Raw genomic sequence first — 24,249 nt, 5'->3', positions numbered from 1 at the left:
AAAGAGAAGGTACCCCATTACGAGGTACCTCTTCTTATTTTAAAATATTTGCAATATATGTTTGAAGTTCTTCTACTTTTACTTCTTCAGACTCACCTGTAGCACGTACTTTCACTTCTACAATACCTTCGTCTGCTTTTTTACCAACTGTAACGCGAACTGGAAGACCGAATAAATCTGCATCTGCAAACTTAACACCTGCACGTTCTGCACGATCGTCTAATAACACTTCATAGCCTTGTTCTTGTAATGAGTTGTAGATATTTTTACCCATTTCACGTTGTGCATCAGATTTCATATTTACTGGAATTACATGCACATGGAACGGTGCTACAGCTTTTGGCCAAACTAAGCCGTTCTCATCGTTAAACTGCTCTGCAATTGCTGCCACTGTACGAGATACACCGATACCGTAACAACCCATAATAAGTGGTTGTGTTTTTCCGTTTTCATCTAGGAATGTTGCGTTCATTGCTTCACTATAACGAGTTCCTAATTTGAATACATGACCAACTTCAATTCCGCGTGCGAAAAGAATTGTTCCGTTCCCATCTGGAGATTGGTCTCCTTCTTGAATGAAGCGTAAATCTGTATATTGACTTACTTTAAAGTCACGTTCTGGATTTACATTTACATAATGGAATCCTTCTTCGTTCGCTCCTGAACATCCGTTAACAATTGATGCTACAGCGTGATCAGCAATAATTTCAATATCACCTGTTACACCAATCGGTCCTAATGAACCAATTTCACAATTTAATAATTCTTTTACTTCTTCATGAGAAGCAAGCTCAACAACTGAAGCGCCGTATACATTTTTCACTTTCACATCGTTTACTTCGTGATCACCACGAACAAGTACAACTACTAATTTCTCATCTACTTTAAATACCATAGACTTAATGCACTTGTCAGCTGCAATGTTTAAGAATGCAGATACTTCTTCGATTGCTTTTTGGTCTGGTGTTGCTACTTTTTCAAGAGCTTTTTCTGCTTCGTCACTCTTCGTATACGTATCTACAACAGGAGCCATTTCGATGTTTGCTGCATAATCAGATGTGTCAGAGTATGCAATTGTATCTTCACCAACATCAGATAATACCATAAATTCATGTGTATCTTTTCCGCCCATTGCTCCAGAATCAGCAATAACTGCACGGAAATTCAAGCCACAACGAGCAAAAATGTTAGAGTATGCTTTATATAAGCGATCGTATACTTCATCTAAGCTCTCTTGTGTAGCATGGAAAGAGTATGCATCTTTCATTAGAAACTCTCTTCCACGTAATAAACCGAAACGAGGTCTTTGCTCATCACGGAATTTTGTTTGAATTTGATATAATGTTAACGGTAATTTTTTATATGATTTCACTTCATCACGCACAAGATCCGTAATTACTTCCTCATGTGTCGCTCCTAATGCGAATTCACGAGCGTTACGATCTTTCATACGCATTAATTCAGATCCGTATGAATACCAACGACCTGATTCTTGCCATAATTCTGCAGCTTGCATAGCTGGCATTAATAATTCTACAGCTCCTGCACGCTCCATTTCTTCTCGAACGATACGTTCTACTTTGTGTAATACTTTTAATCCAAATGGTAGAAAACTATAAATACCAGAAGCATTTTGACGCATAAAACCTGCGCGAAGTAATAATTGATGACTCTTAATTTCAGCATCAGCTGGAACTTCACGTAATGTAGGACTGAATACCATACTTTGTTTCATTTATTTGCACCTCTTCATTTTACTCTTACACGCAGTAAAACCCCTCACCTCGAATTAGGTGAGGGATTTTATTCTACGAGCTCTATTTCATTATTAGTTTCATTCTATTTTACAAGAAAAACTTACGAATGTCATTCCATGTTACAACTAACATTAATAACATTAATAATGCAAAACCAATAAAATGAACCATTCCTTCTTTTTGACGGTCAATTGGTTTCCCTCGTAACGCTTCAATTAAGAAGAAGAATAAACGGCCACCATCTAAAGCAGGAACTGGTAATAAATTAAATAAACCAAGATTAATGCTTAGAACTGCCGCTAAACTTAGTACACGCGTAAATCCATAATCTACAACTTGATCTGTTAGATTATAAATTCCTACTGGACCTGACAACTCATTAATAGAAAATTGACCAGTTACTAATTTCACAAGAGATTCAAAAATTAGTTTCGTCCATTGGTACGTTTGTTCAAATCCTGATTTAATAGAACCCATTACTGTTTTCTCTACAGGAGAATAAACACCAATTCTACCAACTTCGTCTTTTCCTTCTTTATCAAGTGTTGGCGTTACTTTCACATTAAACTGTTCATTATCACGCTTTACTTGTAACGTAATTTCTTTATTCGGGTTTTCACGTACAATATTAACAACATCTTTCCATGTACTTGTGTTTTTCCCATCAATCGCTTGAATTGTATCATTCTCTTTCAGGCCAGCTTGCTGTGCTGCACTATTATCCATCACTTTTCCGACCATTGGTTTGTCAATAGGAACCCCTTGTACAAATCCAAGAATCACAAAAATAACAAATGCTAAAATGAAGTTCATTGCAGGACCCGCAAAGATTGTTAAAGCGCGTTGACCCAATTTTTTAGAACCAAATTGCCTGTTATACGGAGCAATTTGGATTTCTTCTCCAGCAGTAATGATACGAGCCTTTTCATTCACTCGGAATGTTTGAAGCTCTTCCTCATACTCTTCATAGCCTGAAATCGTTAGATTATGCTCTAAATCAGCTTGTTCGACTTCAATAACACGAACATTTGGATATTTTTCATATCCATCAAAAACTAATTTCACAGCTTCGTCTTTTTCATTTAGCACAAGGCCAACCTTTTTCCCTGGCTTTAACTCCACTGTATCTGCATCCTCGCCAGCCATTCTTACATAGCCACCAAGAGGCAGTAATCGAATCGTATACACCGTTTCATTCTTTTCAAATGAGAATATTTTCGGACCAAAACCAATCGCAAACTCGCGGCATAAAATGCCTGCTCTTTTCGCGAAATATAGATGCCCTAGCTCATGGAAAAATACGAGTGCACCGAAAATTAATATAAAGGCAATCGCTGTATTCAATTCCATAACCACCTTTGCTAAATTTGTTCCATCACAAACCGTCTTGTGGCTGCATCAATTTCCAGAATTTCCTCTAAGCTCGGACGTGCAATGACATTGTGATGGTTCATTGCTTTTTCAATGAGGTCTTCCACTGTTAAGAAACCAATTCTCTTTTGTAAAAAAGCTTCAACAGCTACTTCATTTGCTGCGTTCATTACAGCTGGCATACTTCCACCTGCTTTTCCAGCTTCATACGCAAAACGTAAACAACGGAATCGTTCTTGGTCCATTTTCTTAAAATGCAACGTCCCTATTTCCCATAAGTTTAACTGTTTTGTGTCTGAAAGAGGCAATCTATCAGGATATGTAAGTGCGTATTGAATTGGTACTCGCATATCAGGTGAACCAAGCTGCGCCATTACACTACGATCTTCAAATTCAACCATAGAATGGATAATACTTTCTTTATGTAAAACAACATCGATTTGCTCATAAGGGATACCAAAAAGCCAATGTGCTTCAATTACTTCTAGTCCCTTATTCATCATTGTAGCAGAATCAATTGTAATTTTCGAACCCATTGACCAGTTTGGATGTCGAAGCGCATCTTCTACGGTCACATGATGCAATTCATCTCTCGTTTTATCACGGAAACTTCCACCAGAAGCCGTTATAATAAGACGAGAAATTCTTTTTTCATTTTCACCATTCAAGCATTGAAAAATAGCCGAATGTTCACTATCTACTGGAAGTAACGAAACATTATGTTTTCGTGCTGCTTCCATTACAAGATGTCCTGCAGTTACTAACGTTTCTTTATTTGCAATTCCAATTGTTTTTTTCGCCTCAATCGCACGAAGTGTCGGTAACAACCCTACGCTACCTACAACAGCATTTACTACAATCTCCGCATCTGGATGTAATGCTACTTCTAAAAGTCCTTCACTACCATATACAATTTTTGTATTACCAGAAACAGCTTGTAATTTTAAAACATCTTCCTCTCTTTGCACAGAGACGATTTGCGGAGAAAATTCTTGAATTACCTTTACTGCGTAGTCAATATTTTTCCCTACAGAAAAAGCAACGAGACGGAATTGGTCTGGGTGCGAGCGTAATACATCTAAAGTTTGTGTACCAATTGATCCGCTTGCACCTAATAAACTAATGTTTTTCATGACTCCAACCCCTCGTTCATTTATTAATTGTATTGTAATAAGAAGTAGAGAATTGGTAAAACGAATAACCAACTATCTGTTCGATCTAATATACCACCATGCCCAGGTAAAATTGTACCTGAATCCTTTACGCCATAATGACGTTTAAAAGCAGATTGTACTAAATCACCAATTTGTCCAAAAATAGAAATGATAATTGTCAGCACAATTAAAATTACTACATTCGATTCGACTGGGAAGAACACGTTGTAAACAAGTGCCACAATAATTCCACAAACGATGCCGCCTAATGAACCTTCAATCGTTTTATTTGGACTAATTTCTGGCCACAATTTTCTCTTGCCCAATGCTTTCCCTACGAAATATGCGCCTGAATCAGTAGCCCATATAACAAATAATGCACAAAACACATATTTAATTCCTAATATTCTCGTTTCATTTAAATATAAGAATCCCATTGCCACATATGTCGTTGCCATTAGTAAAAATGAAGCATTATCAAAAGTAAATGTATTCTTAGAAAGGACTGTATATGATAAAAGTAATAAAACAATCACAAATGTGATTTCCAATTTACCTAATCCAATCCATGTAAACAGTTCTGATGCACTACTTGGAATTAAAAGAATCCACAATAATACTGCAGCTAAAACTGTCGGTACTGAAATAAGCGTAAGCTTATTCATACGAATTAATTCATATAAACCTATAGAAGCAAGTGCATACACTAAAACCGTAAAAGGCACGCCACCGTATATTACGATGGGAATGAATAGCGCGGCAGCAACCACTCCAGTAATAATTCTCTGTTTCACTACCAAACCCTCTCTTTCTACACGCCTCCGAATCTGCGCCCTCTATGTTGAAAGTCAGTAATCGCATTTAGCAAATGTTCTTCTTTGAAGTCTGGCCAATATACATCTGTAAACCAAAACTCCGAATATGCAATTTGCCATAACATGAAATTACTAATACGTAGCTCTCCGCTTGTTCGGATTAACAACTCTGGATCGGGTAAAGAACTCGTCATTAAGTAGGAGGAAAGCATTTCTTCACTTACCTCTTCAGAACGAATTTTTCCTTCCTCATTATCTTTCATCATATGTTGCACAGCAGAAACGATTTCATCTCGACTTCCATAGTTTAACGCGAAATTAAGAATTAATCCCGTATTCTCTTTCGTATCTTCCATGGCTTTCTCCATCGCTCTGCGTGTATGCGTAGGAAGACGATCTTTTTGCCCTATTACTCGGACTTGTACGTTTTCTTCAATCAATTCTGGTAAAAATGTACCTAGAAATTCTTCTGGAAGCTTCATTAAATAATCAACTTCCTTTTTCGGTCTTTTCCAGTTCTCAGTTGAAAAAGCATAAAGAGTTAACACTTTCACATTAAGTTTACTTGCAAATTTTGTAATTTTCTTTACAACTTGCATACCTTCATGATGTCCCGCAATACGAGGCATTGCTCTCCTCTTTGCCCATCTTCCATTCCCATCCATAATGATGGCAATATGTTCTGGGATATATCCTTTTTTCACTTCTTCAACGAGATGATCAAACGATGTGTCCTTTTTACCTTTAAAAAAAGGAAAGTTTTTAAACATCATTCATACCCTCCAACAAGCAGACGTATGCCTAAAAGTGTAAAAAGACCCCCTTAAGAAGAGGGTCATATTTGCGAAGTTATCGCTATTACACTTCCATGATTTCTTTTTCTTTGTTTTTTGCGATTTCGTCAACTTTTGCAATATATTTATCTGTTTCTTTTTGGATATCTTCAGTATATCCTCTTAAATCATCTTCTGTAATCTCGCCAGCTTTTTCAAGCTTCTTAAGATCATCATTTCCGTCACGACGTACGTTACGAACAGCTACTTTTGCTTCTTCAGCATATTTTTTCACAACTTTAACAAGATCACGACGACGCTCTTCTGTTAATGCAGGGAATGCAATACGAATTACAGTTCCATCATTAGAAGGGTTTAAGCCTAAATCTGCTTTTAAAATTGCTTTTTCGATATCACCGATAGAAGTTTTATCATAAGGTTGAATTACAAGTAAACGTGCTTCTGGAACTGTAATGTTCGCTAATTGCACAACTGGTGTTGGTGCACCATAGTAATCAACTTGTACCTTATCTAATACAGACGAGCTTGCACGACCAGCGCGAACTGTTGCTAGTTCACGAGAATAAGCAGCAACTGCTTTTTCCATTTTTTCATTTGAAGATTTCAATACTTGTTGTCCCATATTTATTTCCCCCTTACAACTGTTCCAATATTTTCGCCTAAAACGGCACGTTTAATATTACCTTTTTCCATAACTGAGAATACAATTAATGGAATATCATTATCCATACATAGAGAAGAAGCTGTAGAATCCATTACACCTAAACCTTCTTTTAATACATCTAAGTAAGTAAGCGTTTCGTATTTCGTAGCTGTTGGGTCAATAGATGGATCTGCGCTATATACGCCATCCACATTATTTTTCGCCATTAAAATAACGTCTGCTTCGATTTCCGCTGCACGTAATGCTGCTGTTGTATCTGTTGAGAAGTATGGATTACCTGTACCTGCTGCAAAGATAACAACACGTTTTTTCTCTAAGTGACGAACTGCTTTACGGCGAATGTAAGGCTCTGCCACTTGACGCATCTCAATTGAAGTTTGTACACGAGTTTGGATTCCAATATTCTCCAAGCTATCTTGAAGAGCTAATGAATTCATAACTGTAGCTAACATGCCCATGTAATCTGCTCCTGCACGATCCATGCCCATTTCACTTCCAATTTTTCCACGCCAAATGTTACCGCCACCAACAACAACAGCAACCTCTACATCAAGTTCTGCAATTTCTTTCACTTGTTCTGCAACTGACTTAATAACAGTTGGATTAATTCCAAATCCTTGCTCTCCAGCTAAAGCTTCTCCACTTAGCTTTAAAACGACACGATTATATTTCGGTTTACTCATAATGAACCTCCAATTGCTTACATCTTTATTTTAAAAAAGGGAACACAATGTGTTCCCTAATCTGTATTAGTTACTACCTTTTACTTGGTTCATTACTTCTTCAGCAAAGTTGTCTTCGCGTTTTTCGATACCTTCACCAACAGCGTAGCGAACGAATCCTTTTAATGTTCCGCCTTTAGACTCAACGAACTGACGAACTTTCATATCAGGGTTTTTAACGAATGCTTGGTCAAGTAAGCAAATCTCTTCGAAGAATTTGCCTAGACGGCCTTCAACCATTTTTGCAACGATTTTTTCAGGCTTGCCTTCGTTTAATGCTTGTTGTGTTAATACTTGACGCTCATGCTCAACTTCTTCAGCTGTTACAGCATCGCGGTCGATGTATTTAGGGTTAACTGCAGCGATGTGCATTGCAACATCTTTAGCAGCAGCTTCATCAGTAGAACCTTCAAGAACTGTTAATACACCAATGCGTCCACCCATGTGTAGGTAAGCGCCGAATGCATCTGCATCAGTTTTTGATACGATTTCGAAACGACGAAGTGTAAGTTTTTCACCAATTTTAGCGATTGCTTCGTTGATGTGCTCTTCAACGTTTTTACCGTTTTCCATTGTTTGAGCCATAGCTTCTTCAACGTTAGCTGGTTTGTTAGTTAATAAGTGAGCAGCTAATTCTTTAATTAGTGTTTGGAAACCTTCGTTTTTCGCAACGAAATCAGTTTCAGAGTTTAATTCTAAGATTAAAGCGTCGTTACCGTTTGTTTCGATGAAAGTTAAACCTTCAGCAGCAATGCGGTCTGCTTTTTTAGCAGCTTTCGCAATACCTTTTTCGCGTAAGAAGTCAATTGCCTTCTCCATGTCGCCGTTAGTTTCTGTTAAAGCTTTTTTGCAGTCCATCATACCTGCGCCAGTTTTTTCACGTAATTCTTTTACCATTTGAGCAGTGATTGCCATATTTTTCATCCTCCTAAAATATGTATTTATACCTTTTATAAAGGTGTTTATACCTTAAAAAAGGTGATAAAAGGCCGAACCCCTTATCACCTTTCCAACTTTGTTACGCAGTAACAGTTTCTTCACCTTGTTTTGCTTCAAGGATCGCGTCTGCCATTTTAGATGTAAGAAGTTTTACAGCACGAATTGCATCATCGTTTGCTGGGATAACGTGATCGATTTCGTCTGGATCACAGTTTGTATCAACGATACCGATGATTGGAATGTGTAATTTGCGCGCTTCAGCAACTGCAATACGCTCTTTACGAGGGTCTACTACGAATAATGCACTTGGAAGACCTTTCATATCTTTAATACCGCCTAAGAATTTCTCAAGACGCTCTAACTCTTTTTTAAGTTGAACAACTTCTTTCTTAGGAAGTACTTCGAAAGTACCATCTTCTTGCATTCTTTCGATGTCTTTAAGACGCTTGATACGCTTTTGGATTGTTTGGAAGTTTGTTAAAGTTCCACCTAACCAACGTTGGTTAACGAAGTACATACCAGCACGAGTTGCTTCTTCTTTAATAGCTTCTTGTGCTTGTTTTTTAGTACCTACGAATAAGATGTCTCCACCTTCAGCAGCGATGTCACGCATCGTTCTGTAAGCTTCCTCAACTTTTTTCACAGTTTTTTGTAAGTCGATGATGTAGATACCGTTACGCTCTGTGAAAATGTAACGCTTCATTTTTGGGTTCCAACGACGAGTTTGATGTCCGAAATGAACACCAGCTTCAAGCAATTGCTTCATAGAAATTACTGACATAATATAGTTCCTCCTAAATGGTTTTTGATATCCTCCGTTTACTTCATCTCTAAGCGAAACTACAAACGTAGCACCAACACTTAAATCAGTAAACGTGTGTACTTTGTACTGACACCACTGCTTACTATATCATACTGAAATATTACAATCAAGTCGAAAATGCGAACAATGTAAAACTTTCTTTGTTCATACTCGAATTCTAGTATTACCAACCTTCATTTCTTTTAAGCAAAAAAGTAAAACACAATTAATAGTTTTCCCAGAAACCACGCTTATGGCACTTTTCACAAGCGCCATCAATCCATTGCACAAAAAAAACTCTCCTCGATCGAGGAGAGTTTTTTATAAATTAGTTTGTTTTTAATTTAGCAAGTTCCTGTAGAAACTTGTCGTTTAACACTTTAATGTATGTTCCTTTCATACCTAAAGAGCGAGACTCAATAACACCAGCACTTTCTAATTTACGTAGTGCATTTACGATTACAGAACGAGTAATTCCTACACGATCAGCGATTTTACTTGCAACAAGTAAACCTTCTGTTCCATTTAATTCTTCGAAGATGTGCTCAATTGCTTCTAACTCACTGTAAGATAATGAGCTGATCGCCATTTGAACAACAGCTTTACTACGTGCTTCCTCTTCGATTTCTTCTGCTTTTTCACGTAAGATTTCCATACCTACAACAGTTGAGCTGTACTCAGCAAGGATTAAATCATCATCTAAGAACTCTTGACCAAGACGAGCTAATACTAATGTACCTAGACGCTCACCGCCACCAACGATTGGTACGATTGTAGTTAAACCTTGACCAAATAATTCTCTGTTTTCTACCGGGAATGCTGTATAAGCACTGTTCACATCTAAATTTGAAGATGTTTCTGTAATGTTGAATAAGCTTTGTGTATATTCTTCCGGGAACTGACGCTCTGCAAGCATTTGTTTCATACGCTCATTTTCGATTTGTTGGTGAATTGCATAACCTAGTAATTTACCACGACGACTTACAACGAACACGTTTGCTTCAATTACTTCACACATTGTGTCAGACATTTCTCTAAAGTTTACAGGCTTCCCTGCAGCGCTCTGTAATAACGCATTTAATTTTCTCGTTTTTGCTAATAATTCCATTTCAAAAGTTCCTCCTACATGTTACTTACATATTTTTTCATCACTTGGAAACTAGGGCGAGTCACCTGATGACACTATTACAAAATAAACTGGCTCACATCTTTATTTTTAGCAATTGTTGCTAATTTCTCCTCAACGTATTGAGGTGTTATCGTTATTTTTTCTAACGTAATTTCAGATGCTTCAAACGATAAATCTTCAAGGAGCTTCTCCATAATCGTATGAAGTCTTCTTGCTCCAATATTATCTGTATCCTGATTAACTTGATAAGCAATCTCAGCAATCTTACGAATAGCTTCGTCTGAAAATTCAATTTCTATACCTTCAGTCGCTAATAATGCCATATATTGTTTGATTAACGCATTGTCAGGCTCGATTAATATTTTAACAAAATCATCTGTTGATAATTTTGTTAACTCTACTCGAATCGGAAATCTCCCTTGCAATTCCGGAATTAAATCCGACGGTTTAGACATATGGAACGCTCCAGCTGCAACGAATAAAATATAATCCGTTTTTACTGATCCGTATTTTGTCGCAACATTCGACCCTTCTACAATTGGCAAAATGTCACGTTGCACACCTTCACGTGATACATCTACGCTATTCGACTGCTTACCAGCAATTTTGTCAATTTCATCGATAAAAATAATCCCGAGCTGTTCAGCACGATAAACAGCCTCTTGTGTAACTTCATCCATATCAATTAAGCGCTGTGCCTCTTCATTTGTCAAGAGTTTTCTTGCTTCTTTTACAGAAAGTTTACGTTTTTTCGTTTTTTTCGGCATAAAACTTCCTAATGCATCTTGGAAATTCATTCCCATTTGCTCCATGCCAGTTCCTTGTAACATATCAAACATAGAAGACTGTTGCTCGGTCACTTCAATCGATACAATTTCGTCTTCAAGAAGCCCTGCAGCAAGCTTTCTCTCCACATCTTGACGTTTCTTTTCGATTTCACCATCTTCTTGTGTATCAGACGTTTGACTCGAATTTTGAGCACCACCAAAAAGCATCTCTAATGGATTTTTAAATCCAGATTGCTTCTCCGGACTCGGTACTAAAATTTCAACAAGACGTTGATTCGCTTGCTCTTCTGCTTTATCTTGAACTTTCACTACCATTTCTTCTTTTACGATGCGAACAGATGTTTCTACGAGGTCACGTACCATCGACTCTACATCTCTACCCACATATCCAACTTCTGTGAATTTTGTAGCCTCAACCTTAATAAAAGGTGCTCCAACGAGTTTCGCCATTCGTCGTGCTACCTCTGTTTTCCCAACACCTGTCGGTCCAATCATCAAAATGTTCTTAGGTGCTATTTCATCACGTAAATTTTCAGCCAATTTACTGCGACGGTATCGATTTCTCAACGCTACAGCAACCGCTTTCTTTGCGTCTTTTTGGCCGATGATGTATTGATCTAATTTTTCCACAATTTGGCGCGGAGTAAAATGTAAATGCATATAAAATGCCTCCCTTACGATTCTACAATTCTTCAACAATTATGTTGTGATTCGTGTAAACACAAATATCGCCAGCAATCTCTAAACTCGCTTTCGCAATTTGTTTCGCTGTTAAGTGTTCACTTGCATATTGCTTTAAAGCACGACCTGCAGAAAGTGCATAATTCCCACCAGATCCAATTGCTAAAATACCATCATCCGGTTCAATCACTTCTCCTGTACCTGAAACAAGGAGCATAGTTGTTTTATCCATGACAATGAGCATCGCTTCTAGCTGACGTAACATTTTATCGCCACGCCATTGTTTTGCCATTTCAACAGCAGCACGCTGCAAGTTGCCATTATACTCTTCTAATTTTCCTTCAAACATTTCAAAAAGAGTAAATGCATCAGCAACTGAACCTGCAAAACCAGCTAAAACTTTACCTTGGAAAAGCCTGCGAACTTTACGAGCTGTATGTTTCATTACAACAGCATTTCCCATTGTCACCTGGCCATCTCCAGCCATTGCACATTCTCCATTATGATGAACTGCAAATATCGTTGTAGCGTGGAAATTCCCCATAGAAAAAACTCCTTTATTTGTTTTTATAGCTTTTAAAGCAATTTATGCCCGCGGGTGATGCTTCATGTAAACAGAACGCAATCTTTCTTTAGAGACATGCGTATAAATTTGTGTCGTCGACAAATTCTCATGGCCTAATAGCTCCTGTACAGTACGTAAATCCGCCCCTTCATCTAACATATGTGTAGCAAATGTATGCCTTAACATATGGGGACTTATCCGCATTGTCAGTGAAGCCTTTTTAATGAGTTCGTTTAAAACATAACGAACTCCACGACTTGTTAGCGGCGTACCTTTCGCATTTAAAAATACCATATGAGAGTCTTCTTCAGTCTTATTAACTAACTGTTTTCTCCCATTTTCTATATAGGTAATTAAAGAATCTTGTGCATAGCTTCCGAACGGAATATATCTTTGTTTTTTTCCTTTTCCCATTACTAAAATTGTTCCCACCGCAAAGTCAATATCGGTAAGTTGTAAATTGACACATTCACTCACACGGATCCCAGTCGCATACATCAACTCTAATAAAGCTTGATTCCTTTGACCGAGTGGCGTTCCCGTGTCAGAAACTTCGAATAATTCTTCTAACTCTTCAGCATATAAAAACTTTGGGATTGACAATTCTTTTTTGGGGAGTGACGCAAGTGCAAACGGATTATCCTTCCGATAACCTTCACGCATCAAAAAACGATATAAACTTCGTAAGCTTGATACTTTTCTTGCGACAGATTTACGGGCTAACTTTTCATCGTGCAACGTCGTTAAGTACAAACGAACATCCGCGTATGTAACGTCTAAAAAAGAGGATATGCTTTCTCGCTCCATAAATTGCACAAAATGTTCTAAATCATTTTGATAACTTGCAATTGTATATTTTGAATAATTTCTTTCAATTTGTAAATATCCAACGAATAATTGTAACAATTTCTTCACATTCACACAATTCACCTCAATAAAGGCTACTAAATCGTATCACAACTTAGTAGCCTTTGCAAGAAATTTAACTAAATATTTACAAAATTTTGAATCGTTTCTAAAGCACGTGCTGCGTATGCTTCATTTCGTTCTGCTTTCTTTTTGAGTTTCTTCTCTAACGGTGCAAATAGACCGAAGTTCGCATTCATCGGTTGGAAGTTTTTAGCATTCGTTGCCGTAATGTAATTTGCCATGCTACCCATTGCAGTTACTGGCGGTAACACAATCGGCTCTTCACCTTGCACAAGACGTGCAGCATTAATTCCTGCTAATAATCCTGATGCTGCTGATTCAACATATCCCTCTACTCCAGTCATTTGACCAGCGAAGAATAAATCATCACGTTGTTTATATTGATATGTTGGACGAAGCAAATTAGGTGAATTAATAAACGTATTACGATGCATTACACCATAACGTACAATCTCTGCATTTTCCAATCCCGGAATTAACTGTAGCACTTCTTTTTGTGGTCCCCACTTTAAATGCGTTTGGAAACCTACGATATTGTATAAAGTTCCCGCTGCATCATCTTGACGTAACTGAACAACAGCATATGGCGTTTTCCCTGTTTTTGGATCTTCTAATCCAACAGGTTTCATAGGTCCAAATACTAGCGTCTGTCTCCCTCTACTTGCCATAACTTCTACCGGCATACAACCCTCAAAGAAAATTTCTTTTTCAAACTCTTTTAAAGGCACTGTCTCAGCGGCAATTAAAGCCTCATAAAAACGATCAAATTCTTCTTCTGTCATCGGACAGTTTAAATATGCCGCTTCCCCTTTATCATAGCGAGACTTTAAATATACTTTGTTCATATCAATGCTGTCTTTTTCAACGATTGGCGCTGCTGCATCGTAGAAATAGAAATAATCTTCACCTGTTAGTTCTTTTAATTGCGCAGCAAGATCAGGAGATGTAAGTGGACCTGTTGCAATAATTGTTGGTCCTTCTGGAATTTCAGTAAGCTCTTCATTCACTACAGTTACATTCGGATGATTCTTTACGTATTCAGTCACTTTAGCTGCGAATTCATGACGGTCAACCGCTAAAGCTCCTCCAGCTGGTACAGAGCACTCATCAGCTGCACGAATAATGACAGAATCCATCAAACGCATTTCTTCTTTAATAACTCCAACAGCATTTGTTAATGTGTTTGCACGTAATGAGTTACTGCACACTAATTCAGCAAATTTATCTGTATGATGAGCTGGCGTTTGCCTTACTGGTCTCATTTCATATAATTTTACTTGGACACCACGTTTTGCAATTTGGTAAGCTGCTTCACTTCCTGCAAGACCTGCGCCAATGACGTTTACTACTTGTGTTGTCATATATATCACCTTTCCTTTTCTTCCCGAAAAAAATGTGAGCAGTTACGCTCACATTTGTTGTTCTTCTTCATAATCGCACGAAATACATTGTACTTGCACGCCTTTTTTCAACTTCTTCTCTACAAGCATGCCTTCACACTTCGGACATTTACGACCAATCGGCTTATCCCAAGATACAAAGTCACATTCTGGATACGTACCACATCCATAGAAAAGACGTTTCTTTTTGTTACTACGACGCTCAATAATTTGCCCTTCTTCACATTTCGGACAAGTTACACCGATTTCTTTCACAATCGGTTTTGTATTACGACAATCTGGGAAATTCGAACAAGCCATAAACTTCCCGTATTTACCCATTTTAAAGACCATTGGATGTCCGCATAATTCACAGTCTTCCCCAGCTGGCTCATCTTTAATTTCCACTTCACGCATTTCTTTTTCCGCTTTTTCTAAGCGCGGTTCAAATCCTACGTAGAAATCATCAACAATTTTCACCCAATTGGCATTTCCTTCTTCCACTTCATCAAGGCTTTGCTCCATATTGGCAGTAAATTCAATGTTAATAATTTCCGGGAAAAATTCTAAAATAAGTTCAATTACTATTTCACCAAGTTCAGTCGGAACGAAGCGTTTATTATCTAAGCTTACATACCCACGCTTTTGAATCGTTTCAAGTGTAGGTACATAAGTCGACGGTCTTCCAATTCCAAGTTCTTCAAGCGTTCTTACTAAACGAGCCTCTGTATAACGCGGCGGTGGTTGAGTATAGTGTTGTTTCGGCTCTATATCTTTTGAAAATACCGTTTCTCCCACTTCTAACGGTGGCAACATCTTATCCTTTTCTTCCGCACCATCATCTTTTGACTCTACATACACTTTCATAAATCCTGGGAACTTTACAACCGATCCACTTGCACGGAACTGAACATTATTATTAATGAGTCTCGCTGTCACAGTATCCATTATAGCAGACGCCATTTGACTTGCAACAAATCGCTCCCAAATCAATTTATATAATCGAAGTTGATCACGACTTAAGAAACTTTTTAGTTCCTCTGGCTTTCTCATTACCGAAGTAGGACGAATTGCCTCATGCGCATCTTGTGCATTTGACTTTTTCGTTTCTTTCTTCTTTTCTGTTCCTATGTATTCCGTACCATACGCTTCAGTGATGTAAGTACGAGCCTCTGTTTGAGCTGTTTCTGAGATACGTGTTGAATCAGTTCTCATATACGTAATAAGACCTACAGTTCCTTGTTTTCCAAGATCTATCCCTTCATACAATTGCTGTGCAAGCATCATCGTTTTCTTTGCTCGCATATTTAACTTACGTGCTGCTTCTTGTTGCAAGGAAGATGTTGTAAACGGTAATGCAGGATTACGTTTTCGCTCTTTGCGCGTTACATTTTCAACTGAAAACGCATTGTCTTTCATCTGTTCAATTATTTCATTCACTTGCGTTTCATTCGTTAATTGAACTTTTTCACCATCTACACCGTAAAAACTTGCTTCAAATGTGTCTTTTCCTTTTACAAATTCTGTTTTAATTGTCCAGAATTCTTCAGGTTCAAAGCTTTGAATTTCCTTTTCACGTTCGATGATTAAACGAACTGCTACAGATTGTACACGCCCTGCACTTAATCCTTTTTTTACTTTCTTCCATAATAAAGGACTAATATTGTAACCAACAAGACGATCAAGTATGCGTCTTGCTTGTTGTGCATCTACTAAATCCATATTAATTGCGCGAGGATGTTTAAATGATTCTTTGATTGCATCTTTCGTAATCTCATTAAACACAACCCGACAATCTGATTCAACGTCCACATTTAACGTATTCGCTAAATGCCAAGCAATCGCTTCCCCTTCGCGGTCTGGATCGGCCGCGAGATAAACTTTCTTTGCTTTTTTCGCCGCTGATTTTAAATCTTTTAAGACGGGACCTTTACCACGAATGGTAATATACTTCGGGGTGAAGTTGTTCTTTACTTCTATCCCCATTTGACTTTTTGGCAAATCGCGAACATGTCCCATAGACGCGACAACTTTGTATTTTTTCCCTAAATATTTCTCAATGGTCTTCGCCTTAGAAGGCGACTCCACGATTACGAGGTAATCTGACATGCTAGTGCCTCCTTAAGAGGTGGATTCAAGTCTTCATTAATCTTATTGATTTCTCTTGTTTTTGTCAATCAAGAATGAATATACCATACAGCGCCAATCTACCATTTGTCAATAATTGTTTAATAAAAACATAAAAATATAAGGTTAATTTAAAATCTCTTCAAAGATATCTTCTGCATTTCTTACTAGTTTTGCCCCTTGTTGAATAAGATGATTCGTTCCCGATGCCCCCTCTATAAATATAGGTCCAGGGAGCGCAAACACCTCTCTATTTTGCTCTAACGCAAGGTCTGCAGTAATAAGGGTTCCACTTCTCGATTTCGCTTCTACAACTAAAACACCTTTACTTATGCCACTAATAATCCGGTTCCTTTTTGGAAAATACCACTTTTTCGGTGCATAGTGCGGTGGATACTCTGTCAATAACAATATATATTCCTTCCACGTTTCATATAAATGCCTATTTTCTTTCGGATACATAAAAGATAATCCATGTCCTAATATCGCAATAGTCGGGCAATACTGCCTTACTGTAACCTCATGGGACATTGTATCTATCCCTTTTACAAACCCGCTGACAATAACCCACTTTCTTTCTAATAAAGGGTGCAAAATAAATTTCAAACTCTCATGACCATATAATGATGGCTGCCTCGTTCCAACAACTGCCAATTTATTTACTTTATTCAGAAAATCTTTCTCTCCTTTTCCATATAAAACGAAGGGAGGGTCTTGTATTTCACGTAATAATTGCGGATAAATTTCATCCCATATCGTTATATAAAAGATACGATTTTTCTCTAAATAAGATATATATTGCGGAAGATTTGAACTTTGAAGGAATTTCACTAATTCTGAAGATTTTTTCGAGGATATTCCAGTGTATTGTTCCATTTGTTTTTCGTTAAAAGTATATATGTTCTTTAATTCTGGATCGACATATAGTAGCCTCTCCATCGCTTTCCAATAATCTGCTAGCAAGTAATGAAGATGTAATAATCGCTCTCTTTTCATCTCAATTCTCCTTACCCATAATTTTTATTATGTAAACAGAAAAAGTGTAAAAAGACACCCTCAAGCAAGAAGGTGTCTTTCAACAGATTAATAGTTTTTGCAAGTCTCAAATAGACCTTTTTCTTTTAAAACAGAGATTAGCGTTTCTCCCATAACTGCTGGAGTTTCAGCTACTTTAATGCCACAAGCTTCCATTGTTTTAATCTTTTCAGCAGCAGTTCCTTTACCGCCAGAAATGATTGCACCAGCATGGCCCATACGTTTGCCAGCAGGCGCTGTTTGACCACCAATGAAGCCTACAACAGGTTTTGTCATATTAGCTTTTACCCACTCAGCTGCCTCTTCTTCTGCTGTACCACCGATTTCACCAATCATAATTACAGCATGTGTTTCTTCATCTTCATTAAATGCTTTTAACGCATCAATAAAGTCTGTACCGTTAACAGGGTCCCCGCCGATACCTACAGCAGTAGATTGGCCAATACCTTCTTGTGTTAACTGATGTACAGCTTCATACGTTAATGTACCAGAGCGCGATACGATACCTACATGACCTTTTTTATGAATGTATCCTGGCATAATACCGATTTTACATTCATCAGGCGTGATAACACCTGGGCAGTTTGGTCCAAGTAAACGTGTATGTTTACCAGCCATATACCTCTTTACGTTTACCATATCTAATACAGGAATTCCTTCAGTAATACATACTACTAAATCAATTTCTGCATCAACTGCTTCCATAATTGCATCAGCCGCAAAAGCGGGTGGAACGTATACAACTGAAGCGTTTGCGCCTGTTGCTTTCACTGCATCTTCTACAGTATCAAATACTGGTACACCTTCAATATCAGTGCCACCTTTACCTGGCGTTACACCACCGACAATTTTCGTACCGTATTCAATCATTTGTTTTGTATGGAATAAACCTTGAGAACCTGTAATACCTTGAACAATAACTTTTGTATCTTTATTAACTAATACGCTCATTTTTCTCCCCCGCTTTCTATTAGCCCACTAGTGAAACAATTTTTTGTGCACCGTCTGCCATAGATTCTGCTGCAACAATATTTAAGCCAGACTCATTTAAAATTTTCTTACCTAGTTCTACGTTTGTACCTTCAAGACGTACAACTAAAGGTAACTCAAGACCTACCTGTTTCGTTGCTTCAATAACACCTTCTGCAATAACATCACACTTCATAATGCCACCAAAAATGTTAACGAAGATACCTTTTACATTTTTGTCAGAAAGGATAATTTTGAATGCTTCTGTAACTTTTTCAGCAGTTGCACCGCCACCAACATCTAAGAAGTTAGCTGGGTCACCGTGGTAATGTTTAATGATATCCATTGTAGCCATCGCTAAACCTGCACCATTAACCATACAACCGATATTTCCATCTAAAGGAATGTAGTTTAAGTCGTATTTTGAAGCTTCAATTTCTTTTGCATCTTCTTCATCAAGATCACGAAGCTCTAAAATGTCTTTATGGCGATATAACGCATTAGAATCAAAGTTTAATTTTGCATCTAATGCCATAACTTTACCTTCACCTGTTGTAACAAGTGGGTTAATCTCAGCGATAGAGCAATCTTTTTCGATAAACGCACGGTATAAGCCCATCATAAACTTCACAGCTTGTCCTACAAGCTCTTTTGGAATATTGATGTTAAATGCAATTCGGCGCGCTTGGAAACCTTGTAAACCTACTGCCGGATCAATATATTCTTTAAAGATTTTTTCAGGTGTTTTTTCTGCTACTTCTTCAATTTCTGTTCCGCCTTCTTCAGAAGCCATTAAAACAACTTGAGAAGTTGCACGATCTAAAACTAGACCTACATAATATTCTTTTTTAATATCGCAACCTTCTTCGATAAGTAAGCGTTTTACTTCCTTACCTTCAGGACCTGTTTGATGTGTCACAAGTGTAGTTCCTAAAATGCTTTCTGCATATGTACGAACTTCATCTAAATTTTTTGCAACTTTTACTCCGCCAGCTTTGCCGCGTCCACCAGCGTGAATTTGTGCTTTCACTACACATACATCTGTTCCTAATTCTTTCGCTGCTTCTACAGCTTCTTCTACTGTAAATGCAACCTTCCCGTTCGGAACGCTAACCCCATAGCTTCTAAGGACTGCCTTACCTTGGTACTCATGGATATTCATGGTCCCATCCTCCCCTGTTTTCCTGTTTTACTCGAAAAGTTTTTTAATGTTTAAAAAACATTACATTGCCATTGTATAAGATGATTGGCACGCTGTCTACAATAAAGTGTCAGAAAACTGAAATCGCTTTATTCTTTTTCGGAAATAGTAATGTTTATATGCCAAAATAAAAAATAAGCTGTATATTTACAGCTTATTTTTGAATCATATCTTTAATTGGCGCGAATGACTTTCGGTGTTCATCTAATACTCCATGCACTTCAATTGCCTCTAAATGTTGCTTTGTGCCATATCCCATATGTTGCTCAAATCCGTATTCAGGATGCTTCTCTCCCAGTTCTTTCATCATACGATCTCTCGTCACTTTTGCAATAATGGATGCAGCTGAAATCGAAACACTTTTCGCATCACCTTTAATAATTGAAGTTTGCGGAATTGGTGTAGGAAGCTTCATCGCATCAATTAATAAATGTTGGGGTGTACAAGATAAATTCGCAACAGCATCTAACATCGCTTGTTTCGTTGCTTGGTAAATATTAATTTCATCAATAACTTGCGGTGATACAATCCCTACTCCAATTGCAATTGCTTGTACTTTTATTTCATCATAAAAACGCTCACGTTTCGCTTCACTCAGCTTTTTCGAGTCATTTAACCCTGGAATATAAAAATCCTCAGGAAGTACGACAGCCGCCGTCACAACAGGCCCAGCCAATGGCCCGCGCCCTACTTCATCAATACCTGCGATATATGTGATCCCTTTTTCACGCAAAGCATTTTCATACTTGGACATTTCAAAAAACTTCTCTTTTTCTTTCTGTTCTAACTCTTTTTGTTTATACCACTTCAAAATAAGTTTTTGAACTCCTTTTCGCTCATCTTTCATTAGCAGTTGAAAACGATCTTCTTCTTCATTCATAATTTCTTGCAATACATTTTCCGCTTCTTTTATCGTCATTTTTTGCATATATACAAGCTCCTTTTTAAACGTATCCAAAAAGAAAAGACGCACAAACGCACGTCTTATACTTCTTCTATTTTTTCCACATCTTCTACTTGCTCTGCAAACTCTTCCGGTGTTTCAAACGTCATTTTTCCAAGTTTGCCACCACGAAGCTCACGAAGTACAAGCTCAGATGTCTTATCATAATCAATCATTCCGCCACCCATTAAGCAGCCTCTATTTTTTCCAATTGCATCGAATAATTCCACAATATCTTCTGGAATCTCATTTAAATTATAGCGTTCTTTCAAGCGTTCTGGATAATGTTTCTCCATAAAACGTAATGCGTAAACAGCTACATCTTGTAAATTTAAAATTGAATCTTTAATTGCACCCGTTGTCGCTAAGCGAAGACCCACTAATTGATCTTCAAATTTAGGCCACAGAATACCTGGCGTATCTAACAATTCCATTTCCTTCCCAACTTTAATCCATTGTTGAGCTGTTGTCACACCTGGACGATCTCCTGTTTTAGCAATATTTTTCTTTGCCAATTTATTAATTAATGTAGATTTACCAACATTTGGTATTCCTACAATTAATGCACGAATCGCTCTCGGTCTAATACCTTTTGCAACCATTTTATCAAATTTTTCTTTAACAAGCACCTTACAAGCTGCTGCAATTTCCTTCATACCTTGTCCAGCTTGCGCGTTAATCGAAATTGCCATATGGCCTTTTTCTTTAAAATATGCGATCCATTGTTTTGTTAAACGGTCATCTGCCATATCCGCTTTATTTAAAACAACAAGCCTCGGCTTATGTGTAATGATTTCATCAATCATTGGGTTTCGAGATGATAATGGTAATCGAGCATCTACAAGTTCAATTACAACATCAATTAATTTTAATTTCTCCGTTACTTGGCGTCTAGCCTTCGCCATATGCCCTGGAAACCATTGAATTACCATGTTGCCACCTTCTTTTTCATTTATTTCACAATACGTGCGTCTTCTAACGGCCAATATAACATATTAGCTTTACCAATTACTTGATCCATTGAAATCGTACCGATTGAACGGCTATCTTTACTAAAACGACGATTATCACCTAAAACAAATAATTGATCTTTTGGAACGGTTTTCTTGCCTGTCATTTCTTCAAGATTAAAATCATATGTAAGCGGTCCGTCAGCAATTTGCTTTTTCTGCTTGTCTAAATACGGCTCCTCATAAGCCTTTCCGTTAACATACAGTTTATCATTACGATACTCTATTTCATCGCCTGGCAGGCCTATAATGCGCTTAATGTAATCTTTATCTTCTGTTGCTCGAAATACGATAATATCAAAGCGTTTTGGATCTCCAATGTGATAACCAATTTTATTCACAATCATTCGATCACGATCATGTAAAGTAGGTGCCATCGATACCCCGTCTACGAGAATTGGCGCAAAGAAAAACTGTCTAATAACACCAGCTAATACAACAGCAATCAAAATTGCTTTAATCCATTCCCAAAGTGAACTCTTCTCTTTTTTCATGCATTTCCCCTCCACGGTTATGTAAGCTGTTCGTATTATACCAAAATTTCATATAGATTGGAAAAAGGGAGCTTGTGCATTTACAAGCTCCCATACATGTCTTATCGAATTTCTTTAATACGTGCTTTTTTACCGCGAAGGTTACGTAAGTAGTATAACTTAGCACGACGTACTTTACCACGGCGAAGTACTTCGATTTTCGCGATTCTTGGCGTGTGAACTGGGAATGTACGCTCAACACCTACACCGTAAGAAATCTTACGAACTGTGAATGTTTCACTGATTCCGCCACCACGACGTTTAATTACAACACCTTCGAAAAGCTGAATTCTTTCACGAGTTCCCTCAACAACTTTTACGTGTACACGTAAAGTGTCACCAGGACGGAATGAAGGAAGGTCAGTTTTTAATTGGCCTTTTGTAATTTCTGCGATTAATTGTTGCATATTAAATTCTCTCCTTTAAACAGATGCTCTTATAAAGTCTTAATAAATTACAGCGGAACATCGTTAATACGGCTACTGATTTCAGTAGCACAAATGTTATAATAGCATATTACTAGGCCTGTTGCAATAGCAAATATATGAAGTTATTACTGCTCTCGCTTTATTTCCTCAAGCCATTTTTTCTCTTGTTTAGATAGATCTCTTTCATCTAACAAATCAGGTCTACGCGTATACGTACGGCGCAAAGATTCCTTATGTCGCCATTCGTCAATATTTTTATGATTCCCTGACATTAATACATCCGGTACCTTCATACCACGAAAATCAGCCGGACGTGTATAATGAGGATGCTCTAATAAACCTGTACTAAACGAATCCTCTACTTGTGAAGCATGATTTCCTAGCACGCCTGGCAAGAGACGTACAACACTATCAGTAATAACCATAGAAGCTAATTCTCCGCCCGTTAATACATAGTCACCAATAGAAATCTCATCCGTTACGAGATGCTCACGAATTCGTTCGTCATACCCTTCATAATGCCCACATACAAAGATCAAATGTTCTTCCTCTGCAAGCTCTTCCGCTTTCTTCTGCGTAAATCTTTCGCCCTGCGGACACATTAAGACAACTCTTGGCTTACGCTCTGTCTCTTTCGTCAAATCTTCTACAGCATCAAAAATAGGCTGAGGAGTAAGCACCATACCAGCTCCTCCGCCGTAAGGATAATCGTCTACGCTATTATGCTTACTTGTTGTATAATCACGAAAGTTAACAACACGAAGGTTTACCGCTTCTTTTTCTTGTGCCTTCTTTAATATAGAAGATCCAAATACACCGGTAAACATGTCTGGGAACAACGTTAAAATATCAATTTTCATTATAGCAACCCTTCCATTACATGAATGGTTACTAATTTATTTTCAATATTAACTTGAAGTACAACGTCATCAATATAAGGAATTAAGAGATCTTGACCCTTCGGACGTTTAATCACCCAAACATCATTTGCACCAGGAGAGAGAATTTCTTTAATTGTCCCTAGCGCTTCTCCTTCTTCCGTTACAACGCTGCAACCAATAATTTCGTGATAGTAGTATTCACCTTCAGCAAGTTCGCCTAACTGCTCTTCTGGTACTTTTATTAAAGAACCTTTAAACTTCTCTACTTCATCTACATTGTTATATCCTTCAAATGTTAATAAATCGAATGTCTTATGTTGGCGATGAGAAGTTACCTTCACCGGAAGGTAGTCTGTGTCTTTCTCATTCGATATGTATAGCGTGTTTCCTACTTTATATCGCTCTTCTGGAAAATCAGTACGAGAAATAACACGGATTTCTCCTCTTACGCCATGAGTATTTACAATTTTCCCTACGTTAAACCATTTTGTCATAAATAGTATGTCACCCCTGGTTTCTATATAAATTAAGCATCTCCATTTCATAGATGGAACATGCAATCTCTATTTAAATGTTAAAAAAGGGAGAGGAATAACTCCTCGCCCTTTTTACGTTTATTGAATTTCCAGTGT

24 protein-coding genes are annotated in these 24,249 nt (G+C 37.6%); all 24 read right to left on the bottom strand.

What is annotated here, in order from left to right:
* Window positions 1-34: 34 nt before the first annotated feature.
* The 24 genes from MR170_RS14955 to rimM all read right to left on the bottom strand — a co-directional run bounded on the left by MR170_RS14955 (window position 35) and on the right by rimM (window position 24,111).
* Entirely contained in the window at window positions 35-1,735 is a 1,701-nt protein-coding gene (locus MR170_RS14955) for a proline--tRNA ligase (protein ID WP_242308557.1), read from the bottom strand.
* Window positions 1,736-1,844: 109 nt separating this feature from the next.
* Window positions 1,845-3,101 (bottom strand): RIP metalloprotease RseP, encoded by a 1,257-nt coding sequence (rseP, locus tag MR170_RS14950; RefSeq protein ID WP_016080533.1) that lies wholly within the window; start codon window positions 3,099-3,101, stop codon window positions 1,845-1,847.
* Between the two features lie 17 nt (window positions 3,102-3,118).
* On the bottom strand, window positions 3,119-4,261 hold the full coding sequence (gene dxr, locus MR170_RS14945; RefSeq protein WP_242308556.1) for a 1-deoxy-D-xylulose-5-phosphate reductoisomerase: 1,143 nt from the start codon (window positions 4,259-4,261) through the stop codon (window positions 3,119-3,121).
* Between the two features lie 23 nt (window positions 4,262-4,284).
* A complete protein-coding gene (gene cdsA / locus MR170_RS14940; protein ID WP_000813592.1) occupies window positions 4,285-5,076 on the bottom strand; it encodes a phosphatidate cytidylyltransferase in 792 nt (263 codons plus the stop codon).
* Window positions 5,077-5,093: 17 nt separating this feature from the next.
* Entirely contained in the window at window positions 5,094-5,870 is a 777-nt protein-coding gene (gene uppS / locus MR170_RS14935) for an isoprenyl transferase (protein WP_000971296.1), read from the bottom strand.
* An 85-nt stretch (window positions 5,871-5,955) separates the two neighbouring features.
* Window positions 5,956-6,513 (bottom strand): ribosome recycling factor, encoded by a 558-nt coding sequence (gene frr / locus MR170_RS14930; protein ID WP_000531505.1) that lies wholly within the window; start codon window positions 6,511-6,513, stop codon window positions 5,956-5,958.
* A 2-nt stretch (window positions 6,514-6,515) separates the two neighbouring features.
* Window positions 6,516-7,238 carry a UMP kinase gene (gene pyrH / locus MR170_RS14925; RefSeq protein ID WP_000042669.1) on the bottom strand — a complete coding sequence of 241 codons (723 nt, stop codon included), beginning with the start codon at window positions 7,236-7,238 and terminating at the stop codon, window positions 6,516-6,518.
* Between the two features lie 66 nt (window positions 7,239-7,304).
* Window positions 7,305-8,192 (bottom strand): translation elongation factor Ts, encoded by an 888-nt coding sequence (tsf, locus tag MR170_RS14920; protein ID WP_016080531.1) that lies wholly within the window; start codon window positions 8,190-8,192, stop codon window positions 7,305-7,307.
* 103 nt (window positions 8,193-8,295) lie between these two features.
* Window positions 8,296-8,997: a 30S ribosomal protein S2 gene (gene rpsB / locus MR170_RS14915; RefSeq protein ID WP_000111485.1), complete on the bottom strand. Its 702-nt coding sequence runs from the start codon at window positions 8,995-8,997 to the stop codon at window positions 8,296-8,298.
* Window positions 8,998-9,346: 349 nt separating this feature from the next.
* Window positions 9,347-10,126 carry a GTP-sensing pleiotropic transcriptional regulator CodY gene (gene codY, locus MR170_RS14910; RefSeq protein ID WP_000421290.1) on the bottom strand — a complete coding sequence of 260 codons (780 nt, stop codon included), beginning with the start codon at window positions 10,124-10,126 and terminating at the stop codon, window positions 9,347-9,349.
* 77 nt (window positions 10,127-10,203) lie between these two features.
* Window positions 10,204-11,595, bottom strand: a complete 1,392-nt coding sequence (gene hslU, locus MR170_RS14905) for an ATP-dependent protease ATPase subunit HslU (protein WP_000550084.1) — start codon at window positions 11,593-11,595, stop codon at window positions 10,204-10,206.
* Window positions 11,596-11,617: 22 nt separating this feature from the next.
* A complete protein-coding gene (gene hslV / locus MR170_RS14900; RefSeq protein WP_000526274.1) occupies window positions 11,618-12,160 on the bottom strand; it encodes an ATP-dependent protease proteolytic subunit HslV in 543 nt (180 codons plus the stop codon).
* Window positions 12,161-12,202: 42 nt separating this feature from the next.
* Window positions 12,203-13,102, bottom strand: a complete 900-nt coding sequence (gene xerC / locus MR170_RS14895; protein WP_016080529.1) for a tyrosine recombinase XerC — start codon at window positions 13,100-13,102, stop codon at window positions 12,203-12,205.
* A 65-nt stretch (window positions 13,103-13,167) separates the two neighbouring features.
* A complete protein-coding gene (gene trmFO / locus MR170_RS14890; protein ID WP_016080528.1) occupies window positions 13,168-14,472 on the bottom strand; it encodes an FADH(2)-oxidizing methylenetetrahydrofolate--tRNA-(uracil(54)-C(5))-methyltransferase TrmFO in 1,305 nt (434 codons plus the stop codon).
* Window positions 14,473-14,520: 48 nt separating this feature from the next.
* Window positions 14,521-16,599: a type I DNA topoisomerase gene (topA, locus tag MR170_RS14885; RefSeq protein ID WP_016080527.1), complete on the bottom strand. Its 2,079-nt coding sequence runs from the start codon at window positions 16,597-16,599 to the stop codon at window positions 14,521-14,523.
* A gap of 144 nt (window positions 16,600-16,743) precedes the next feature.
* Window positions 16,744-17,613 (bottom strand): DNA-processing protein DprA, encoded by an 870-nt coding sequence (dprA, locus tag MR170_RS14880; RefSeq protein WP_242308555.1) that lies wholly within the window; start codon window positions 17,611-17,613, stop codon window positions 16,744-16,746.
* Between the two features lie 87 nt (window positions 17,614-17,700).
* The gene (gene sucD / locus MR170_RS14875; protein WP_000115178.1) at window positions 17,701-18,603 is read right to left on the bottom strand and encodes a succinate--CoA ligase subunit alpha; all 903 of its coding nucleotides are present in this window, start codon (window positions 18,601-18,603) and stop codon (window positions 17,701-17,703) included.
* Window positions 18,604-18,622: 19 nt separating this feature from the next.
* A complete protein-coding gene (gene sucC / locus MR170_RS14870; RefSeq protein ID WP_001020790.1) occupies window positions 18,623-19,783 on the bottom strand; it encodes an ADP-forming succinate--CoA ligase subunit beta in 1,161 nt (386 codons plus the stop codon).
* Window positions 19,784-19,976: 193 nt separating this feature from the next.
* Window positions 19,977-20,750, bottom strand: a complete 774-nt coding sequence (locus MR170_RS14865) for a ribonuclease HII (protein ID WP_029443116.1) — start codon at window positions 20,748-20,750, stop codon at window positions 19,977-19,979.
* Window positions 20,751-20,806: 56 nt separating this feature from the next.
* Complete coding sequence (gene ylqF, locus MR170_RS14860; protein ID WP_000236702.1) at window positions 20,807-21,697, bottom strand: ribosome biogenesis GTPase YlqF; 891 nt, start codon at window positions 21,695-21,697, stop codon at window positions 20,807-20,809.
* 20 nt (window positions 21,698-21,717) lie between these two features.
* The gene (lepB, locus tag MR170_RS14855) at window positions 21,718-22,269 is read right to left on the bottom strand and encodes a signal peptidase I (RefSeq protein WP_000711853.1); all 552 of its coding nucleotides are present in this window, start codon (window positions 22,267-22,269) and stop codon (window positions 21,718-21,720) included.
* A gap of 101 nt (window positions 22,270-22,370) precedes the next feature.
* Complete coding sequence (gene rplS, locus MR170_RS14850) at window positions 22,371-22,715, bottom strand: 50S ribosomal protein L19 (protein ID WP_001186516.1); 345 nt, start codon at window positions 22,713-22,715, stop codon at window positions 22,371-22,373.
* A gap of 146 nt (window positions 22,716-22,861) precedes the next feature.
* The gene (gene trmD / locus MR170_RS14845) at window positions 22,862-23,596 is read right to left on the bottom strand and encodes a tRNA (guanosine(37)-N1)-methyltransferase TrmD (protein WP_016080524.1); all 735 of its coding nucleotides are present in this window, start codon (window positions 23,594-23,596) and stop codon (window positions 22,862-22,864) included.
* A complete protein-coding gene (rimM, locus tag MR170_RS14840) occupies window positions 23,596-24,111 on the bottom strand; it encodes a ribosome maturation factor RimM (RefSeq protein ID WP_000170272.1) in 516 nt (171 codons plus the stop codon). Before rimM ends, trmD begins: the two co-directional genes overlap by 1 nt.
* Window positions 24,112-24,249: the final 138 nt, after the last annotated feature.

It is taken from the genome of Bacillus cereus group sp. BfR-BA-01524, from assembly GCF_022662595.1.
GTDB classification, from domain to species: domain Bacteria; phylum Bacillota; class Bacilli; order Bacillales; family Bacillaceae_G; genus Bacillus_A; species Bacillus_A thuringiensis_S.
The sequence above is the reverse complement of the archived record's forward strand: the minus strand, read 5'-3'. Positions and strand labels throughout refer to the sequence as shown.

What these genes read in the sequence shown, in the direction of transcription:
- dprA (WP_242308555.1), bottom strand. Translation starts at nt 17,613, where the DNA reads ATGAAAAGAGAGCGATTATTACATCTTCATTACTTGCTAGCAGATTAT.
- uppS (WP_000971296.1), bottom strand. Translation starts at nt 5,870, where the DNA reads ATGATGTTTAAAAACTTTCCTTTTTTTAAAGGTAAAAAGGACACATCG.
- ylqF (WP_000236702.1), bottom strand. Translation starts at nt 21,697, where the DNA reads ATGGTAATTCAATGGTTTCCAGGGCATATGGCGAAGGCTAGACGCCAA.
- sucC (WP_001020790.1), bottom strand. Translation starts at nt 19,783, where the DNA reads ATGAATATCCATGAGTACCAAGGTAAGGCAGTCCTTAGAAGCTATGGG.
- rpsB (WP_000111485.1), bottom strand. Translation starts at nt 8,997, where the DNA reads ATGTCAGTAATTTCTATGAAGCAATTGCTTGAAGCTGGTGTTCATTTC.
- pyrH (WP_000042669.1), bottom strand. Translation starts at nt 7,238, where the DNA reads ATGAGTAAACCGAAATATAATCGTGTCGTTTTAAAGCTAAGTGGAGAA.
- topA (WP_016080527.1), bottom strand. Translation starts at nt 16,599, where the DNA reads ATGTCAGATTACCTCGTAATCGTGGAGTCGCCTTCTAAGGCGAAGACC.
- rimM (WP_000170272.1), bottom strand. Translation starts at nt 24,111, where the DNA reads ATGACAAAATGGTTTAACGTAGGGAAAATTGTAAATACTCATGGCGTA.
- tsf (WP_016080531.1), bottom strand. Translation starts at nt 8,192, where the DNA reads ATGGCAATCACTGCTCAAATGGTAAAAGAATTACGTGAAAAAACTGGC.
- trmD (WP_016080524.1), bottom strand. Translation starts at nt 23,596, where the DNA reads ATGAAAATTGATATTTTAACGTTGTTCCCAGACATGTTTACCGGTGTA.
- sucD (WP_000115178.1), bottom strand. Translation starts at nt 18,603, where the DNA reads ATGAGCGTATTAGTTAATAAAGATACAAAAGTTATTGTTCAAGGTATT.
- hslV (WP_000526274.1), bottom strand. Translation starts at nt 12,160, where the DNA reads ATGGGGAATTTCCACGCTACAACGATATTTGCAGTTCATCATAATGGA.
- frr (WP_000531505.1), bottom strand. Translation starts at nt 6,513, where the DNA reads ATGGGACAACAAGTATTGAAATCTTCAAATGAAAAAATGGAAAAAGCA.
- MR170_RS14955 (WP_242308557.1), bottom strand. Translation starts at nt 1,735, where the DNA reads ATGAAACAAAGTATGGTATTCAGTCCTACATTACGTGAAGTTCCAGCT.
- codY (WP_000421290.1), bottom strand. Translation starts at nt 10,126, where the DNA reads ATGGAATTATTAGCAAAAACGAGAAAATTAAATGCGTTATTACAGAGC.
- dxr (WP_242308556.1), bottom strand. Translation starts at nt 4,261, where the DNA reads ATGAAAAACATTAGTTTATTAGGTGCAAGCGGATCAATTGGTACACAA.
- rplS (WP_001186516.1), bottom strand. Translation starts at nt 22,715, where the DNA reads ATGCAACAATTAATCGCAGAAATTACAAAAGGCCAATTAAAAACTGAC.
- lepB (WP_000711853.1), bottom strand. Translation starts at nt 22,269, where the DNA reads ATGAAAAAAGAGAAGAGTTCACTTTGGGAATGGATTAAAGCAATTTTG.
- hslU (WP_000550084.1), bottom strand. Translation starts at nt 11,595, where the DNA reads ATGCATTTACATTTTACTCCGCGCCAAATTGTGGAAAAATTAGATCAA.
- MR170_RS14865 (WP_029443116.1), bottom strand. Translation starts at nt 20,750, where the DNA reads ATGCAAAAAATGACGATAAAAGAAGCGGAAAATGTATTGCAAGAAATT.
- trmFO (WP_016080528.1), bottom strand. Translation starts at nt 14,472, where the DNA reads ATGACAACACAAGTAGTAAACGTCATTGGCGCAGGTCTTGCAGGAAGT.